We start from the raw sequence: 16,454 nt of genomic DNA on the forward strand, positions 1-16,454 counted from the left end.
TTGCGTCGCAGGGATTAAAAACGAAAACGCCGGGGAGCGATCCCCGGCGTTTCCGCATCAATTGATCGAGAAGGTCGCTGGCTGGAACCAGTTCGTCATATCCGGCAACCCGCCCTCGTTGTCGACATAGAAAACGCCGCGCTCGGGATGCTTATCCGCGCCGTAGTCATATTTGGCGGAGACATAGAAAGTCCGCTGCGGGAAGGGATGATAGAGGTAATATTTGTAGTTGCCGACATTGTCGATGCCGAAGTCGAACGACCAGCGGTTGTTCCATTTGTAGTTGATCTTTGTATCGACAATGAAGAAGCGGTCGAAGGCTCCGAAGACGCCATGCGCAATGTCGTTGTTGGAGAGCGTCGACCACATGCGGTCCTGCCAGCGTGCGGCGACAGTGAAGGCCCAATTGTCGTCTGGGCGATAGGTCGCCACGCCCGTCCAACGCCATTTGGGCACATAGGGAACATTCTTGCCGGCGACCGACAGAATGGCGTTGTCGAGATTGTTGCCGCCTGACGGCGACCAGTTTGGATCGGAGATGATGCGCGAATTGACGTAGGTGACGCTGCCCATCAGCTCGAGACCCTTGATGAGCACATTGTCCTTGCTCGCCGCCAATTCGACGCCGCTGTTTCGAATGCGCGAGACATTTACATTGCTCGAGGTCAGCGTCGCCAGCGGCCCCTGCGTCACATAGATGCTCTGGGAAATGATCGCGTCGCGCACTTCTTCGTCGAAGAGCGACACGCGCGCCGTTCCATCCGGGCCGATCTTGCGTTCCACCGTGAGCTCCTTGGTGAGAGCGACCTCAGGGCGCAAATTCGGGTTCGGATTGGCGGCCAGGGCGGAGCCTGTGAGCGAGGTGATGTTGTAGAGTTCCTTGGCCGTCGGGAAGCGGTTCGCCATGCCGACGGACGCCGTCACGGTCCATTTGTCGTCAGGAGTCCACTGGAACGAACCCTTGGGCGAGAAGCGGGTGGAGTAAAGGTTGGGTTGGTAGAGTGGCAGCTGGCTCGCGAAGCTGGCCGTGGAGCCGAGGCCGACCGCATTTATGTTGTTGAGCTGCTGATTATAGCCATTCGAAGCGACCCAGTGCTCGCCGCGCAGGCCCACGGTGAATTTGTAATTGTCGGTGATCTTCCAGGCGTCCTGCACCCACAGAGCCTGCGTGCGGGTGGTGCCGTTGCCGATCGAGGCGACCGCCCCCAAGGACGACGCCGTGCCAGCGGTCCAATTGGTCGTGAGCCAGGTCGGGTTGTTGAGATGGAACTGGTCGCCATGCAGGCCGAAGCTAATGTCGTGGCCGGCGAGGGCGCCCTCCGGGCGAAGAATGCCCTTCATATCGAAGAGCGTCCAATAGGTGCCCGTATAGACGGCGTTTTTGCCGGTCTGCGTGTAGCCGCCGAAGGGAACCGCCGCGCTATAGGGCGCGACCTGATCCGATTGCAGATAGGTGAAGTTGGACGCGGAGATTTCCCAGTCGAAAAGGCCGCCGGTGTTGCTCCGCACCGCCGCGGCGTTGGTCAGGATCTTCTCCTGAACCCGGTAGTAGCCGGCGCCGAAGCTCTGCAGAACCGCGTTTGTGAGCGCTAGCGGGCTGGTTTTGCTCTGCACCCCGCCGCCGAAGTAGGGCCCGTATCCGGAAACGAGATAATTCTCTGGGGTCGACGTCCCGTCATTGGACCAGAAGCCCAGAGTATAGGTCGCACGGATGGTCGGCGAGAAGTCGTAGGCGAGTTTGAGCTTGGCGTTGACTTGGTCGTTTGCGAGATTTCCGGCGGTGCCGAGCACGGCCGCCGGCGCGCCGAATTTGGTCGTCGCGAAATAGGTTCCTGGGTAATTATAGAAATTCGCCGCTACGCCGGGCGCCTGGGTGATGTAGGTCAGCGGCTGCTGCGAGCCGCGCTGCCAATTGCCGGACAGCGACCAGGAGAGGTCGCCGATTTTATCGCCCATGAAGGCGCTGGTGACATTGTTGACGAAGCCCTTCGACGTCCCGTACTGCGAGAAATCCTGAACGGCGAGCGTGTCCTTGATCGACACTTCCAGCTTCTCGGGCATCCGCGTCGTGATCTTCAGCACGCCGCCCATCGAGTTGCCGGGATATTGCGCCGAATAGGGGCCATAGAGGAAGTCGACGCGTTCGATCTCTTCGGGCGCGACGAGGCCCCAGCGCGGCGCGCCGATCGTGTTGTCGTTGCCAACCAGCGCCGTGAGCAGAAGATCGTCGGCGTAAACCAGGCTACGGGCGGAAGAATTAATGCCCCAGGTGCGGGTCTGCAGCACGGCCTGCGTGTCGCCGTTATTGCGTTTGCGCACGAAAAGGCCCGGCATGTATTTCACCGCGTCTTCCGTGTCGACGATGTTTACCTGCCGTTCGATCTGTTTGCGCGTGACGCTCGCGACCGTGTTCGGCAATTGCCATTTTTCGACGAAGGCGGGACGGCCGTCCGGCAGGGTCGGCGACCAGCGCGAGACGATCGGCGACGGCGCGGGGGCTGGCGCGCTCACGACGCCGGGCCGCACGGCGACTGGTCCGGCGGCGCGAGCAGGCGCGGAGCTCCGCGCGGGCGCATGATGCTGGCCGCTGACGTCGATAGTCGGGAGCGTGTGGGTTGCCTGCGCAGGCGACAGAGCGGCGAAAGTTAAAGCGCAGGCGGAAACGCCGCGCAGAAGGTGGTGGCGGTACATTGTCGTTGTTCCCTCTTCGCGCCGGACAAAGCGGCGCGTCTGATCCCGGCGCAGCGCGCCGTTACGCGAATTCGGAGCGGATCAGACCCGGGCGGGCGACGCTCGGGCGGGCGCGTTTCGATTGAAGATCTTTCCCAGCGGGGAGGCGGCCGATTCCGCAGCCTCGATCCGCCAGTAGGGCTCGAGACGCCGCGCGGGCAGGGACGGCGCATCGCTGTCGATCGCCGTGAGGCCAAGCTGGCAGAGAGAGCAGGAGGCGTGGTCATGCGGCGTCGGAGCGCCGAAAGGAGCGCCCCTGCCGCCACGCGCGTCGGTTGCCGCGACGATCGCCGCCTGCCTATGACAACCGGCATAGCCTTCGCGCGCCGCGGCGGCGCCCCATAGGGACGCGCCGAGCTGTGTCAGCAATGCGACACAGACGATCAGCGATGCGAGTAGCCTTTGACGCATGGGCCGCCGGTTGGTTGTTCGAAACCATGCGGCGATTGCGAAAGAGGCGCCCCACGGCGTCATCGCAATTTTGATTGGTGACGTTAACCTTGATTGCGCGACGCGGGAAACTCTGCCGTTGCTCGCGAGGCATTCCAAGATTGCTTGCGTTGTCAGAAATCAAAAAATCCATTAAGAGACTTTTATGTCACACATGCGCGACATGGGCGAAAGAATACGCGTGGCGATAGTAATCGCCGCGGTATGGGCGTTGATGTTCGGCGTGTCCGCGTCAGGCGCGGCGGCTGCAAGCGCCGCTGACATCATCTTAAAAAACAATGATAAGGCGGGCGTCGGCCTTTTCGCTTGCTTCAAGCGTCATATGACGCAGCGCGCCGACGCCGCGAGCGACAAGGCGCCCGGGACCGATCACGCCGGCAAGCATCTTTGCCCGTGTTGTCTTGCGGCGAGCGTGGCGGCGGCCGTCCTGCCAGAGCGGCTCGCGCCGGTTTTGCGGCCGCTGCAGGCGCAGACGCCGGTTTCCTATTGCTTGGTCGCGCCATCCGCCCCGGACGGTTACTCCTCGCCGTCCATCAACGGGGCCCGAGCGCCACCTTCTGTAATTTAGAAACTTTCCGATCGGCGGACCGTAGCGCTGGCTCATGCGCTGCATGCGGGTAAGATCGCCGATCACAGACGCTTCACGCGTCCAGATCACAATAAAACAATGTCAGACGCCGCTGCTGCTTCGCGCACGCCGTCGAGAATGAGTGAGTTCTATGGATCATACCTCGCTTTCCCCGCTCGCCATGTTTCTCAACGCCGGCCCCGTCGGCAAGGTCGTCATGGCGGCTCTGCTTCTCGCCTCTGTCTGGACCTGGGTCCTGATCGTCGAAGGCGCCGTAGCGGTCGTCCGCATCGCCAAGGCGACCAAGGAGGCGCGTGCGGGCGGGCCGGTCGGCCTTCTCGAGCCGATCGCCGCCGCTGGCCGCGAAGCTTTCGCGCTCGATCTTCCCGATGAGACGACCGGCGACAAACGTGAGCGAATTGCTGAAAATATGAGCCGCGCCGCTCGCGAATTCCTCACCAAAGCCGAGGGCGGCCTGCCCAATCTCGCCGTGATCTCCTCGGTCGCGCCCTTCGTCGGCCTCTTCGGCACGGTTTGGGGCATTATGACGAGCTTCGCCGGCATTGCGCAGTCTCAGGACACCAGCCTCGCGGTCGTCGCGCCCGGCATCGCGGAAGCGCTCGCCGCCACCGCCTATGGCCTCGCGGCCGCCATTCCGGCTTCGGTCGGCTATAACCGGATCGGCTCCTCCTTCTCGCGCCTCGGCCAGCAGGTCGCGCATTACATCGAAGACGAGGCGCTGCGCATGACCAGCGCGCCGAACGCCCGCCGTTCGCAGAAGGAGGCCGCATAAATGGCGCTCCCGACCCGCTTCAAGAACAACAACGATCTTTATCAGCCGCTTGCCGACATCAATGTCACGCCGCTCGTCGACGTGATGCTGGTGCTGCTCATCATCTTCATGGTGACCGCGCCGCTGCTCGCCAAGGGCGTGAAGGTCAATCTGCCTCAGGCCAGCGCCGCGCAGCCGATCAATCAGAAAGACCCGATCGTGGTCACGGTCGGCAAGGACGGCAAGGTGTCGCTCGGCGCCGATCTCGTGTCCGAGGACGCGCTCATCGACGGCATCCGCGCGATGATGGGCGACGACGCCACCCGCGTGGTGCATGTGCGCGGCGATACCGAGGCGGTCTACGGCGAAGTTGTCGCGGTGATGGACAGGCTCGCGACGAATGGCATCACGCATATCGCCATCATGACGAATTCGCGCAGCAAGACCGGCGGGGCCGCAAAAGCCGCGGCGCCAGCAGCGCCGGCGCCGGCGGGAGGGGCGGCGAAATGACCGACTTCGCCCTCAGCCCCGATTACGCGGGCGAGCCCGACGAGCCGCAAGGCGCGCCGCCGGTCAACCCGCCCTGGCTGCGCCCCGTCGCCGTCACGGCGATCGTGGCCGCGCATCTCGCCGTCTTCGCCGCCTTCCTGTTCGCGCCGGCGCCCAAGACGATCTCGCTCGACTCGCTCAGCATGGATCTCGTCCAGGAAGGCGACTTTATCGAGCAGCAGGAAGTGAGCGCTGCGGAAGACACGCCTCCGCCAGTCGCCGTCGAGCAGCCGGAGCTCGCTTTGCCGCCGCCGGTGGTGATGGCGCCGGACGCCATCCCGCTCGCGATGAAGAAGGACGACGCCGAGAAGCTGGAGAAAAAGCAGGAGGAGCGCAAGGAAATCGAGCGCGCCGAGCAGCGCCGCGAGGCGCAGGCCCGCCGTCACGCCGGCGCCCCGAACGGTGGCGCCGCCGCTAGCGGCGCGTCGCAGGCGAGCTGCCTTGCCCATGTGGCCGCTTCGCTGCGCCAGCATACTCCGGGGGCCACCAGCCTCGGTTCCGGCACGGCCCAGGTGACTTTCCATGTGAATGTCGGCGGCGGCATTTCGGGCGTCTCGGCGTCGGGCTCGACCCCGGCGCATGCGGCGCTGGCGCGGCGGATCGTGGCCTCTGCGCGGGGCCCGGGCAGCTGCGCCTCCGCTTTTGTGAGCCAGGCTTTCGCCTTCCATTGACGTTTGTCGGCGGACTCGCAAGGGCCCGCCGCTTCTCTTATTGGAAGCTTGCCATGAACGTACTCCTCAGCGGGCGCGTCGCATTTTTATGCGCGCTCGCCCTTGCCAGCGCGGCGCGGGCAGAGGCGCCCAAGCCGTCCCCCACCCCAGCTCCCGCCACCGCGCCAAAACCAGTCGCGCCTGCGCCGGCCGCTCCTAAGCCGGCGCCCCAAACGGCGCCGGCATCCGCGTCGGGCATGTCGGAAAGCAAATATCTCAGTCTGCTCTACGCCGAGATCGCCAAGCATACGCCGGAAGAAAACGCCGCCGGGCCGGGCGAGGTGACGGCCAGCTTCATCGTCGGGGCCTCGGGCAAGATCGAGAAGGTGACGATCGACAAGACGACGAGCCCGGCCCACGCCGAGGTCGTGAAAAAAATACTGGCGACGGTCGTCGCGCCTCCGCCACCGGGCGGCGCAATGGATGTCGGCCAGACGTTCAAGTTCCGCTGACGAATTAATTCGAGCGAAGGGATGGAGCCGATGGCCATTTTGCGCCTCATGATCGTATCGGCGGCCGCGTTCGCCTTGACTGGCGCCGCCGCCGCCGAGCAAGCCGCGCCACCGCCGCCCGCCGCCGCGGGTCATCAACATGTCGCCTGCGCCGAGCCGAAGCCTCATTGCGCCATGACGGTCAATCCGGCGTTCGACGCCAAAGGGAGGCTCTGGGTCGCTTACGCGGTCGGAAAGACGGTCTATGTCGCCTCGTCCGCGGATGGGGCCAAAAGCTTTTCGGCGCCTGTCGAGATCGCATCGGCCGTCGACGGCGTCATCGACGCCCATGGCGACGCGCGGCCGAAGATTGTCGCCCTCGACGATGGATCGCTGCTCGCGAGCTATACCACGCGGCCCGACAAGCAGATGATCGGCACGATCTTCACGGCGCATTCGACCGATGGCGGCAAAAGCTTCTCGACGCCGCAGGCGATGCTCACAGCCGGCGGGCAGCGTTTCGAGACTTTCGTCGTCACGCCCAAAGGGCGGATCTATGCCGGCTGGCTCGACAAGACCAACGCTCTGAAGGCCAAGGCCGAGGGCAAGGAATTCGAGGGCAGCGGCGTCGCCTTCGCCTGGTCGGACGATAAAGGCCAGACCTTCGCCGGCAAGAAAATCCTGATGGATCACGCCTGCGAATGTTGCCGCATGTCCGCGGCGCTCGATCGCGACGGCCTGCCGGTGTTTCTGTGGCGGCAGGTTTTCGACGGCAATATTCGCGACCACTACGCCGCGAAGCTCTCCGCCGATGGCGCGTCTCTCTCGGGTGGTCGCGTTTCCGACGATAATTGGGCGATCAATTCCTGCCCGCATCACGGCCCTGGCCTTGCCGTCGACGCCCGTGGCGGATGGCATGCGGTCTGGTTCACCAAGGGGCAGAACCGGCAGGGGCTTTTCTACGGGCGTAGCGACGACGGCGGAAAGAGCTTCTCCAGTCCGGAGAAGTTCGGCGACGACGCCAAGGCGCCGGGCCATCCGGTCGTGCTCGCGGCGAAAGACCGTCTCTACCGGGTCTGGAAGGAGTTCGACGGGACGACGACAACTCTCCCGATGCAGCTCTCGCGAGATGGCGGCAGGAGCTGGAGCGTGCCAAAGATACTCGCGCAGACGGACGACGCTTCGGACCACCCGGAGCTCGTCGCTTACAAGGGGGCGGCTTATCTCTCTTGGGTCACCCATAAGGAAGGCTACCGCTTGCTGCCGCTTCCCCGCGACGAGAAGAGCGCAGCAGTGCGATGAGAATGATGTTCGTCACTTTGCTTGCAGCCTGTCATTCCCGACGCGCGCAACGCGATCGGGAATCTAGGAGCGACTTTCGCGTCGCTGCTCTCGATTCCCGGTCGAGCCTTCGGCTCGGCGGGAATGACAGACGAAATAATCTCGCAGTTCGCCTGTCCATCTCGGCCTTCATCGCGTTCGCCGCTCCGAGCGCCCTCGCGCTCGACTTCAAGCCCTATGGCCGCGGCGCCTTTTCGCAGATCGCCAAGGCGCATGCCGGGCGGCCGCTAATGATTCACTTCTGGTCCGTCACTTGCCCCCCTTGCCTCGCCGAGCTGGCGCAGTGGGCGAAGATCGAGGCCGAGCGCAAAGATGTCGACATCGTCTTCGTCAATGTCGATAGCGAGGAGGATCGCGCGCGGGCGGCGACGCGCGCCGAAAAAGCTGGGCTCGGCAAGGCGGTTCATTATGGTTTTGCCGATGATTTCGTCGAGAAGCTCTATTTCGAGGCCGAAACAACATGGCGCGGGGAACTGCCTTTTACCGCGTTGGTGGCGCCCGGTGGCGGCGTCGTCGCGGTGACGGGCGCCATTGACGATCCACTCGTTCTACAGTGGCTGGAAAAACATAGATAAGCGCTGCCAGAAAATCCGGCGTCGGCGAAAGCAAACCTTTCCCGCGTAATCGGGCCAGACTTCTGACAAAGTAGCGGTGACGCCCCTCGTGCTTCGAGACGCCTGCTGCGCAGGCTCCTCAGCATGAGGAGCTTCTGTAAATTCGTAAAACGCTTAGGCCTCATCCTGAGGAGCGAGCGAAGCTCGCGTCTCGAAGGACGAGGCCGCCTGGGAGGTTCGTCAACCAACTGACCTTTCCCGCCTAAGCGGGAAAGGCGCTCTTTAGTATGGGCCTTTCAGGCGACGCCCTTTGCGTTCAGATAAGGGCCGTAAAGCTTGTCGATGTTCGGGATGTGGTCCGTTAGCCAACCGACCACGAAGGCGGCCGTCTCTCCGGTTACTTCAGTTTCGCCTGCATGAAATTTCTTCTGCAGATCCGCGCATGTTTCGACCAGCTTGTCATGTTCGGCTTTGTGGCCGGCGGCCGCCGGGTAGCCATATTGCGCAAAATTCGCTTCCTCCGCAGCGAAATGCTTCACAACGTAATCGATGAGCGCATCGAGCTCCTTGCCGATCGCCGTTCTGTCGCCGCTGGCGACGGCGTCGCCCAGCACATTGACTAGCCTGAATATTTCTTGATGCTCCGCATCATGCGCGCTGACGTTGGTCGCAAACTGTTCCTTAGTCCAGGTGATAAGCGACATGCAGTTTCCTCCACACCAACGCCCCTTGCGCCCCTGTTTCTCGACGAGCGCGCTTTAGTGAAAGCTGCATGCGCAATCTCGTCGCGCGCGCACTTTGACGCGATGAGACGAGGCTGTAATTGACGGGCGTCAATACGAGACAATGTGACGCGCCATGCGCACTCGTCTCGAAGAAAATCCACGAACCGCTGTCAGATTCTGCGCATAACAAGCGTGCTGCCTTCGGCGCGCAGCTCGATAATTGGACAGCGTTCCTGCGGGTCGATGACGCAGGCGGCGCCCGCACCCAAGGCGATGACGGCGGTGATCGCGCCATTGTCGAGCAGTCTGGCGCGCGCGAGATCGCCAAGGACGGAGACCGGCGCGATCAACCGCGCCGGCCCGAGCGCATCGAGCGTTTCGAGAAAATGCGCGGCCGTGAAAGGCGCAAGAAAATGTAGCGGCGCGCCTGATAGCAACGCCGCGAGCGGGCCCGCGATAAGAGCGGAGAGCGAGCTTGGCGCATAGAGCGAAAGAATAGGAGCCTCTCCCGCCGCGCGAGTCGCGCGCACGAGATCGAGCGCCGCGCCGAGCAGCGCGCTTTGTGAGACGAAGTGAACATTCCCGCCCTCGTCGAGCGCGCCGATATCGTGGCGTTCGTCGTCGCTCCAATCATCGGAGAGCGGCACGCGCGGCGAAATTTGAGCGGCGAGCGCTTGCGCCGAAAAATCGGCGGCGCCGTCCAGCGCGCCGTGAAGCGCGCCGATGACGCACAACGAGGGCGTATCAGCGGCGATCTCGAGCAGCGCCTCTTCGAAATCGAGGCCGCAAATTTGCGCCGGCGCGAAAAGCGCTCCGATCTGCAATGTCTTCGCCGCGCGAGCAATGGCGCTAAGCGAGTGGGGGAGAGGCATGGGCGCGAGGGTCGGCGCGAGACCCGCTGCGAGCGCGCCGACGAGCGCCACAAAGGCCTGGGAGCCGGGCGGACAGCAGATAAGAATCTTCTCGCCGCGCGCTAGATCGAGACTACGCAGCTTCGAGAGGCAGGCGCCGACGCGCTGGTATAGATCGGCGTAGGTCACATCGTCTCTGACGCCCTCTATATGATCCAGAAAAGCAAGCCCGCCGGGACGCGGCCTTGCGGCGCCGGCGACGAGCGCGTCGAAGCCGAACTGCGTCAACGGATGGGCGCGTACGAGCGCCGCTTCCTCTTCTTCGGAAACGGCGGCGCGGACGATCATGGGGTTTTCCTCCACCAGCTCTCGAGCGTCGGACCAAAGAGCGGCGCCGCGTAACGCGGCAAGCGCCCGGGACGCGCAATGTCGGTCGAATGTGCGATCCATTGTTCGGAGGCGTGAAACAAAGGCACGACATAAAAGCCCGAGAGCAGCACGCGGTCATAGGCGCGCACCGCCGCGACGAAATCCTCCTGGCTTTGCGCCGAGAGTAGCGCGGCGATCAGCGCGTCGATCGCGGGCGAGGCGGCGCCGGCGAGATTGAAAGAGGATTCCTGCTTCGCGCTTGCCGAGCCCCACCGCATGCGCTGCTCATTGCCGGGCGAGGCGGACGCCAGATACTGCCCGATCATCATGTCGAAATCGAACTTCTGGCGCCGGCGCTGATATTGCACTTCGTCGACGAGCCTGACGCGCGCCTCGACGCCGATGCGCGCGAGAGACGCTGCATAATTGAGCGCGAGACGCTCCTGATTGCGGTCCTTGACCATGATTTCGAAGGAAACGGGCTCGCCATCCTTAGCGAGCTTGTCGCCGTCGACGCGGTAGCCGGCGCTTGCCAGCAATTCGAGTGCGCGCTTGGCCATTTCGCGGTCGCGGCCCGAACCGTCGTTGATCGGCGGACGCCATTTTCCGTCGAGAATATCCGCGCGCACCGCGTCGGGGTAGCGCACCAGAAGAGCGCGCTCTTTCTCGCTCGCCGGACGGCCGGAGGAGGAAAGCTCCGATTCGTCGAAGAAGCTTTTCGTGCGCGTGTAGAGGTTCGAGTAGAGGTTGGCGTTGACCCACTCGAAATCGAACATCATGCCGAGCGCCTCGCGCAACCGGATGTCGGTGAAGATCGGGCGTCGCGTATTGAAGACGAAGCCTTCGAGCCCCTTGGGGTTCTCGTTCTTCAGCGTCTCCGTCGCAACGCGGCCCTCGCGCAGCGCGGGGAAGTCGTAACCGGTGGACCAACGCGTCGTGCTGGTTTCCTCGCGATAGTCGAGCAGGCCGGCCTTGAAGGCCTCGAACAGCGAATTTCCGTCGCGGAAATATTGGATGTCGATCTCGTCGAAATTGTAGAAACCGCGCTGGCTCGGGACGTCCGCGCCCCAATAATTCGGAGCGCGCTTCAAAAGCAGCCGCGCGCCGGCCTGAGCGTCCGCGACGATATAAGGGCCGGAGCCAACAGGCTTGGCGAGCGTCGCGTCGGAGAAGCGCTCGAGGTCGGTCGCATGTTTCGGCAGCACCGGCATGATGGCGAGAATGAGCGGCAGCTCGCGATCGCCGACGCCGGTCAGATCATAAGAGACGGTCTGCGCATCGGGCGCCGTGATGGCTTTGACGAGCCCATAGGCGATGCGCTGCTGCGGGCGGCCCTTCGATTTGAGGAGGTCGAAGGAGAACAGCACGTCTTCCGAGGTGATGGGCTTGCCGTCCGAGAAATGCGCGCGCGGGTCGAGATGGAAGGTCACGCGCGCGCGGGCGGCGTCGATGTCGAGCGATTGGGCGATGAGCGGATAGAGCGTGAAGGGCTCGTCCTGCGACCGCGCCATCATTCCTTGAAAGACATTGCCGACGAGGCCCTGGGCTGTGGAGCCGGATTTCAGATTGAAGGGGTTGAGGCTGTCGAATGTCCCCGCAAGGCCGACGCGCAGCTTGCCGCCCTTCTTCGCCTGTGGGTCGGCGTAAGGGAAATGATCGAAGTCTGGCGGCAGCGCCGGCGCGCCATGCGTCGCCAGGCCGTGCGTAGGTTCGTCCGCGGCGAGCGGACCGATGGCCGCGAAAAGCGCCGCAAGGACGAGGCAGGGGAGGCGGCGCCTCTTCTGGCGGCCGCGAATCGCGGAAGAGATCATGCCTCGACAATAGTCGAACCTATGGCGGCAAGAAGCCAAGAGCAGGCCTCATTCCGCCGCATTTATGAAATTTTAACGTTATCGGCGCGCGTCGGGCTGTCCGCGCGCCCAGGACCCGCTGGAATTTGCCGCGGCGACACGGTAAGAGCTTTGCCGTCGATCCGGCGCGGCGGCTGCGCCGGGGGAGAACCGCGATCGGGGCATGCGTTCCAGGCCGTTCCATCTTTTCGCCCGCGCAGGTGGGCGGCGCCCGCGAGGCGCGGCAACAACAGCTGTTTACGAAGCCGGAAAGGCGCCGGCTGGAGAACAATCGAAAGGGACTTCGGAAATGTCGAACCTCTTCTCGCGGTCCGCCGCGGTCGCGCTGGCAGGCGCTTTCCTGCTCGCTGGCGTTTCGGCGCATGCCCAGCAGGCTCCGGCCGCAGGCGGCGCGCCGGCCGCTGCCGGACAGCAACCTGCCGCTGGCGGCCCCATCACCGCCACGCTGCAGGCGGTGCAGGCCGACTGGACCAAGGTCTGCGGCAACGACCCGACGACCAAGAAGGAAGTCTGCTACACGACCCGCGATTTCGGCGCCGCCGCCAAGGAAGGCGACGCTCCGCAGCCGCTGCTCGCGCTGGCGGTCTACGACCCCAAGGGCGACGACACCAAGATCATCCGCCTGCTCCTGCCGCCGGGCCTCATGCTGAAGCCGGGCTTCCGGTTTGCGATCGACAAGGGGGCCATGGAGGCCGGCGCCTTTGAGATCTGCTTCCCGAACGGCTGCTTTGCCGAGGCGAAGGTCAAGAAGGCCTCGGTCGACAGCATGAAGAAGGCCCAGCAGATGACGGTCATCGTCAAGAACCAGGCCAATACCGAGGTCACTTTCTATTTGCCCCTGAACGACTTCGGCAAAGCCTTCGACGGCCCGGCGATCGATCCCAAGGTGCTTGAGGAGCAGCAGAAGAAGCTGCAGGAAGAGCTGCAGAAGAAGGCCGAGGAAGAGCGCAAGAAGCTCGAAGCCAAGAGCGCCGCGCCGTCTGCGGCTCCTGCGCCGGCTGGGAAGAAGTAAGCGCTTTCTCTCTAACGGATAAAGAAACGCCCGCATCACGCATGCGGGCGTTTTCTTTTGGGGCTGGGGAAGAAGGCCGGGGATTGCGAGAAGTTGATCCTGCGCGCGTCCCGAAGCATGGCGACGGCAGCGTGCGCCGTACCCGTCATTGCGAGGAGCAAAGCGACGAAGCAATCCATACAGCCAGGCGGCTCTGGATTGCTTCGTCGCTTGCGCTCCTCGCAATGTGACGATGGCGGGGAAATTTAGTGCCGCTTCGCCTCGCGTATGCGATAGACGCCGTCTTCATCGCGAGCGAAAGTCTCTTCGACCTGCGGGTGGCGGACGGGCTCGCCGGATGTGTCGGGCATGAGATTCTGCTCCGATACATAGGCGACATATTCGGTTTCGGCGTTTTCCGCGAAGAGGTGGTAGAAAGGCTGGTCCTTGCTCGGACGCAAATCCTCTGGAATCGACAGCCACCATTCCTCGGTGTTGGCGAACACCGGGTCGACGTCATAGATGACGCCCCGGAACGGATAGCGACGGTGTTTCACGACCTGACCGATCGCAAATTTGGCAATGCTCTCTCGCGGCATTCTTACGACGCCTTTAACGCAGATTTTACTGCAGCATTTGGTAGCGCAGCGCCCTCGGCGCCGTCAACGGCGTCGAGAGGGAGCAATCATAGTGATGTTGAATCAGGCCTTTAGTGCGGCGACGCCGGGGAGAGTCTTGCCCTCGAGCCATTCGAGGAAGGCGCCGCCAGCCGTCGACACGTAAGAGAACTCCTGGGCGGCGTGGGCCTGATTGAGCGCCGCGACCGTGTCGCCACCGCCTGCGACCGATAGGAGCTTCCCTTCCACCGTCAGGCGCGCTGCCGTCTGCGCGACGGCGTTGGTGCCCTCCTCGAAGGGCGGCAGTTCGAAGGCGCCGAAGGGGCCGTTCCAGACGAGCGTCTTGCATTGGACAAGAAGAGTTTCGACCTGCGCCACGGATTTGGGGCCAACGTCGAGGATCATATCGTCCGCGCCGACATGGTCCACCGAGACGATATGCGACGGCGCATGGGCCTTGAATTTCTGCGCGACAGTGGCGTCGACTGGCAGAACGATCGTGCAATTGGCTGCTTTCGCCTTTTCGAGAATCTCGCGCGCCGTTTCGGCGAGGTCGTGCTCGCAAAGCGACTTGCCGACCGCCTTGCCCTGCGCGGCGAGAAAGGTATTCGCCATGCCGCCGCCTATGACCAGGAAATCGACCTTATCGACGAGATTGCCGAGCAATTCCAGCTTGGTGGAAACCTTGGCGCCGCCGACGACCGCCATCACCGGCCGCGCCGGATTGGCGAGCGCCGATTCGAGCGCCTCCAGCTCCGCCTGCATGGTGCGTCCCGCGATGGCGGGGAGCTTATGGGCGAGGCCTTCCGTGGTGGCGTGGGCGCGATGCGCGGCGGAGAAGGCGTCATTGACGAAGACGTCGCCGAGCGCCGCGACTTCCTCGACGAAGGCGGGGTCGTTCTTCTCCTCGCCCTTATGAAAGCGGGTGTTTTCGAGGAGGACGACGTCGCCGTCCTTCATCGCCGAAACGACCGCTTCGGCCGCTTCGCCAATGCAGTCTACCGCGAAGGGAATCTGGCGCTTGAGATAATGTTCGAGGGTCGGGAGCACCTGGCGCAGCGAGTCCTCGTCGACGCGCTGGCCCTTCGGGCGGCCGAAATGCGAAAGCAGAATGACCTTGCCGCCCTTGCCGGCGATCTCATTGATCGTCGGCAGAATGCGCTCGATGCGGGTCGCGTCGGTGACGCGCCCCTCCTCCATCGGCACGTTGAGATCGACGCGCAGCAGAACGCGTTTGCCTTTGACGTCGACGCTGTCGAGGGTGCGGAAGGAGGTCATCTTGCGCGGCTCCAATGGTCGTCAGAAAAGAGAACGCGGACCCTCGGGTCCGCGTCACGATGTAATGAACCGAGGTTAGATCAGCTTCCCCATCGCCGCCGCCGTATCCGTCATGCGGCCCGAGAAGCCCCATTCATTGTCGTACCAGCTCAAGATGGAGACAAGGTTTCCGTCCATCACCTTGGTCTGGTCGAGATGGAAGGTCGAGGAGGCCGGGCAATGGTTGAAATCGCAGGAGACGAGCTTCTCCGACGTGTAAGCAAGCACGCCCTTCATCGGACCGTCGGCCGCCGCCTTGATGGCCGCGTGGATTTCGTCCTTGGTCGTCGGCCGCTTGGCGACGAACTTCAGATCCACGGCGGAAACGTTCGGCGTCGGCACGCGGATCGCATAGCCGTCGAGCTTGCCGTTGAGCTCCGGCAGCACGAGACCCACGGCCTTGGCGGCGCCCGTCGAGGTCGGGATCATCGAGAGAGCCGCGGCTCGGGCGCGATAGAGGTCCTTGTGGAAGGTGTCGAGCGTCGGCTGGTCGCCGGTATAGGAGTGGATCGTCGTCATGATCCCCTTCTCGATGCCGATGGCGTCGTTGAGGACCTTGGCGACCGGCGCGAGGCAGTTGGTCGTGCAGGAGGCGTTGGAGACGACCAGATGATCCTTGGTCAGTCTGTCATGATTGACGCCATAGACGACCGTGAGGTCTGCGCCGTCGCCGGGAGCGGAAACGAGCACGCGCTTGGCGCCCGCTTCGAGCAACATCTTCGCCTTGTCGCGCGCGGTGAAGAGGCCGGTGCACTCCATCGCGACGTCAACGCCGAGCGCCTTGTAGGGCAGCTCCGCCGGGTTCTTGATGGCGGTGACCTTGATGGGGCCGCGACCAACGTCGATCGTGTCGCCCTCGACCTTCACCTGATGGGGGAAACGGCCATGGACCGAGTCGTAGCGCAACAGATGGGCGTTGGTTTCGACCGGGCCCAGATCGTTGATGCTCACGACCTCGAGATCGGTGCGGCCAGATTCGACGATGTAGCGAAGGACGTTGCGGCCGATGCGCCCGAAGCCGTTGATGGCCACTCTCACGGTCATTTGGAAAATCTCCTTCTCGCCGCTTGCTTCAAGAGGAAAGCGGCTGTCACCCGGCTGCGTCTCTCGCGCTGCGCGCCGGGCCTGGTGCGAGGCGAGGGTGTGATAGCACCTCGCGCCCCCCTGTCAACGCGTCGCCCCGCCGCGCGGCATGGTTCGTGCTGTCGATTGGCTTTTGCCCGTTTCATGCTACCAACCTGTTACGACGAATCGGCGTAGGCCAGCCGCAACCTTTTCCCCGCAAAAATAGGGCGCCGCCCGGCGATGACGCACTCCGAACAGCCTGCCGAAAAAACCGCCGAAAGGCTCGATCAGGCGCTCGGTCGCCTCGGAGCCGCTCTCGACCGGCTGGAACGAAGCATGGCTGTGAAGCTGGAGGACGATGTTTCCGCTGCGGAGCTGGAGGAGGAGCTGGATATCATGCAGGATGATCGCGGCCGTCTCGCCCTCGAGCTCGACGCGGCGCTTGCGCATGTGAGCGCTCTTGAGAAAGCGCGCGACGAAGTCCTGCGCCGGTTGGATGAGGCCGGGGCCGACGTCGTCGCCGCGCTGGGGCAGGCCAGCGGCGCGCCGGACGGGGAATAGATC

Annotated in this window: 17 protein-coding genes; 9 read left to right on the forward strand and 8 right to left on the reverse strand. The window is 63.7% G+C overall.

The features are described from left to right. Positions 1 to 57: 57 nt before the first annotated feature. Both OGR47_RS01200 and OGR47_RS01205 read right to left on the reverse strand, forming a co-directional pair. Positions 58 to 2,691: a TonB-dependent receptor gene (locus OGR47_RS01200; protein ID WP_165054896.1), complete on the reverse strand. Its 2,634-nt coding sequence runs from the start codon at positions 2,689 to 2,691 to the stop codon at positions 58 to 60. Positions 2,692 to 2,772: 81 nt separating this feature from the next. Next, entirely contained in the window at positions 2,773 to 3,141 is a 369-nt protein-coding gene (locus OGR47_RS01205; protein WP_165054895.1) for a hypothetical protein, read from the reverse strand. A gap of 184 nt (positions 3,142 to 3,325) precedes the next feature. On the opposite strand from OGR47_RS01205, the gene OGR47_RS01210 reads away from it, so the two are divergent. The 7 genes from OGR47_RS01210 (at position 3,326) to OGR47_RS01240 (ending at position 8,126) form a co-directional block, all read left to right on the forward strand. After that, entirely contained in the window at positions 3,326 to 3,748 is a 423-nt protein-coding gene (locus tag OGR47_RS01210; RefSeq protein WP_165054894.1) for a hypothetical protein, read from the forward strand. Between the two features lie 151 nt (positions 3,749 to 3,899). Beyond that, entirely contained in the window at positions 3,900 to 4,541 is a 642-nt protein-coding gene (locus OGR47_RS01215) for a MotA/TolQ/ExbB proton channel family protein (RefSeq protein ID WP_165054892.1), read from the forward strand. Then, positions 4,542 to 5,030, forward strand: coding sequence for an ExbD/TolR family protein (locus OGR47_RS01220; RefSeq protein ID WP_165054891.1), 489 nt, complete (start codon positions 4,542 to 4,544; stop codon positions 5,028 to 5,030). Next, on the forward strand, positions 5,027 to 5,740 hold the full coding sequence (locus OGR47_RS01225) for an energy transducer TonB (RefSeq protein WP_165054890.1): 714 nt from the start codon (positions 5,027 to 5,029) through the stop codon (positions 5,738 to 5,740). The genes OGR47_RS01220 and OGR47_RS01225 overlap by 4 nt, the downstream gene beginning before the upstream one ends. A 236-nt stretch (positions 5,741 to 5,976) precedes the next feature. Continuing rightward, positions 5,977 to 6,231, forward strand: coding sequence for an energy transducer TonB (locus OGR47_RS01230; RefSeq protein ID WP_246729798.1), 255 nt, complete (start codon positions 5,977 to 5,979; stop codon positions 6,229 to 6,231). A gap of 30 nt (positions 6,232 to 6,261) precedes the next feature. After that, complete coding sequence (locus OGR47_RS01235) at positions 6,262 to 7,512, forward strand: sialidase family protein (protein WP_246729796.1); 1,251 nt, start codon at positions 6,262 to 6,264, stop codon at positions 7,510 to 7,512. Next, positions 7,509 to 8,126, forward strand: a complete 618-nt coding sequence (locus OGR47_RS01240; RefSeq protein ID WP_246729795.1) for a TlpA family protein disulfide reductase — start codon at positions 7,509 to 7,511, stop codon at positions 8,124 to 8,126. The genes OGR47_RS01235 and OGR47_RS01240 overlap by 4 nt, the downstream gene beginning before the upstream one ends. 275 nt (positions 8,127 to 8,401) lie before the next feature. On the opposite strand, the gene OGR47_RS01245 is transcribed toward OGR47_RS01240, so the two are convergent. The 3 genes from OGR47_RS01245 to OGR47_RS01255 form a co-directional block, all read right to left on the reverse strand. After that, complete coding sequence (locus OGR47_RS01245; RefSeq protein WP_165054885.1) at positions 8,402 to 8,809, reverse strand: bacteriohemerythrin; 408 nt, start codon at positions 8,807 to 8,809, stop codon at positions 8,402 to 8,404. Between the two features lie 191 nt (positions 8,810 to 9,000). After that, positions 9,001 to 10,029, reverse strand: coding sequence for an AMP-binding protein (locus OGR47_RS01250; protein ID WP_165054884.1), 1,029 nt, complete (start codon positions 10,027 to 10,029; stop codon positions 9,001 to 9,003). Further along, a complete protein-coding gene (locus tag OGR47_RS01255) occupies positions 10,026 to 11,861 on the reverse strand; it encodes an extracellular solute-binding protein (protein ID WP_165054883.1) in 1,836 nt (611 codons plus the stop codon). Before OGR47_RS01255 ends, OGR47_RS01250 begins: the two co-directional genes overlap by 4 nt. 328 nt (positions 11,862 to 12,189) lie before the next feature. Here OGR47_RS01255 and OGR47_RS01260 point away from each other — a divergent pair, with 328 nt between their 5' ends. Then, positions 12,190 to 12,912, forward strand: a complete 723-nt coding sequence (locus OGR47_RS01260; protein WP_165054881.1) for an invasion associated locus B family protein — start codon at positions 12,190 to 12,192, stop codon at positions 12,910 to 12,912. A gap of 245 nt (positions 12,913 to 13,157) precedes the next feature. Here the strand turns inward: OGR47_RS01260 and hspQ are convergent, their stop codons facing one another. The 3 genes from hspQ to gap all read right to left on the reverse strand — a co-directional run bounded on the left by hspQ (position 13,158) and on the right by gap (position 15,869). After that, positions 13,158 to 13,490, reverse strand: a complete 333-nt coding sequence (gene hspQ, locus OGR47_RS01265) for a heat shock protein HspQ (RefSeq protein ID WP_165054880.1) — start codon at positions 13,488 to 13,490, stop codon at positions 13,158 to 13,160. Positions 13,491 to 13,592: 102 nt separating this feature from the next. Beyond that, the gene (locus OGR47_RS01270; RefSeq protein ID WP_165054879.1) at positions 13,593 to 14,786 is read right to left on the reverse strand and encodes a phosphoglycerate kinase; all 1,194 of its coding nucleotides are present in this window, start codon (positions 14,784 to 14,786) and stop codon (positions 13,593 to 13,595) included. Positions 14,787 to 14,861: 75 nt separating this feature from the next. After that, positions 14,862 to 15,869 (reverse strand): type I glyceraldehyde-3-phosphate dehydrogenase, encoded by a 1,008-nt coding sequence (gap, locus tag OGR47_RS01275; protein WP_165054877.1) that lies wholly within the window; start codon positions 15,867 to 15,869, stop codon positions 14,862 to 14,864. A gap of 261 nt (positions 15,870 to 16,130) precedes the next feature. Between gap and OGR47_RS01280 the strand changes: the two genes are divergently transcribed. Beyond that, the gene (locus tag OGR47_RS01280; protein WP_165054875.1) at positions 16,131 to 16,451 is read left to right on the forward strand and encodes a DUF4164 family protein; all 321 of its coding nucleotides are present in this window, start codon (positions 16,131 to 16,133) and stop codon (positions 16,449 to 16,451) included. Positions 16,452 to 16,454: the final 3 nt, after the last annotated feature.

It is taken from the genome of Methylocystis sp. MJC1 (assembly GCF_026427715.1).
Taxonomy (GTDB): domain Bacteria; phylum Pseudomonadota; class Alphaproteobacteria; order Rhizobiales; family Beijerinckiaceae; genus Methylocystis.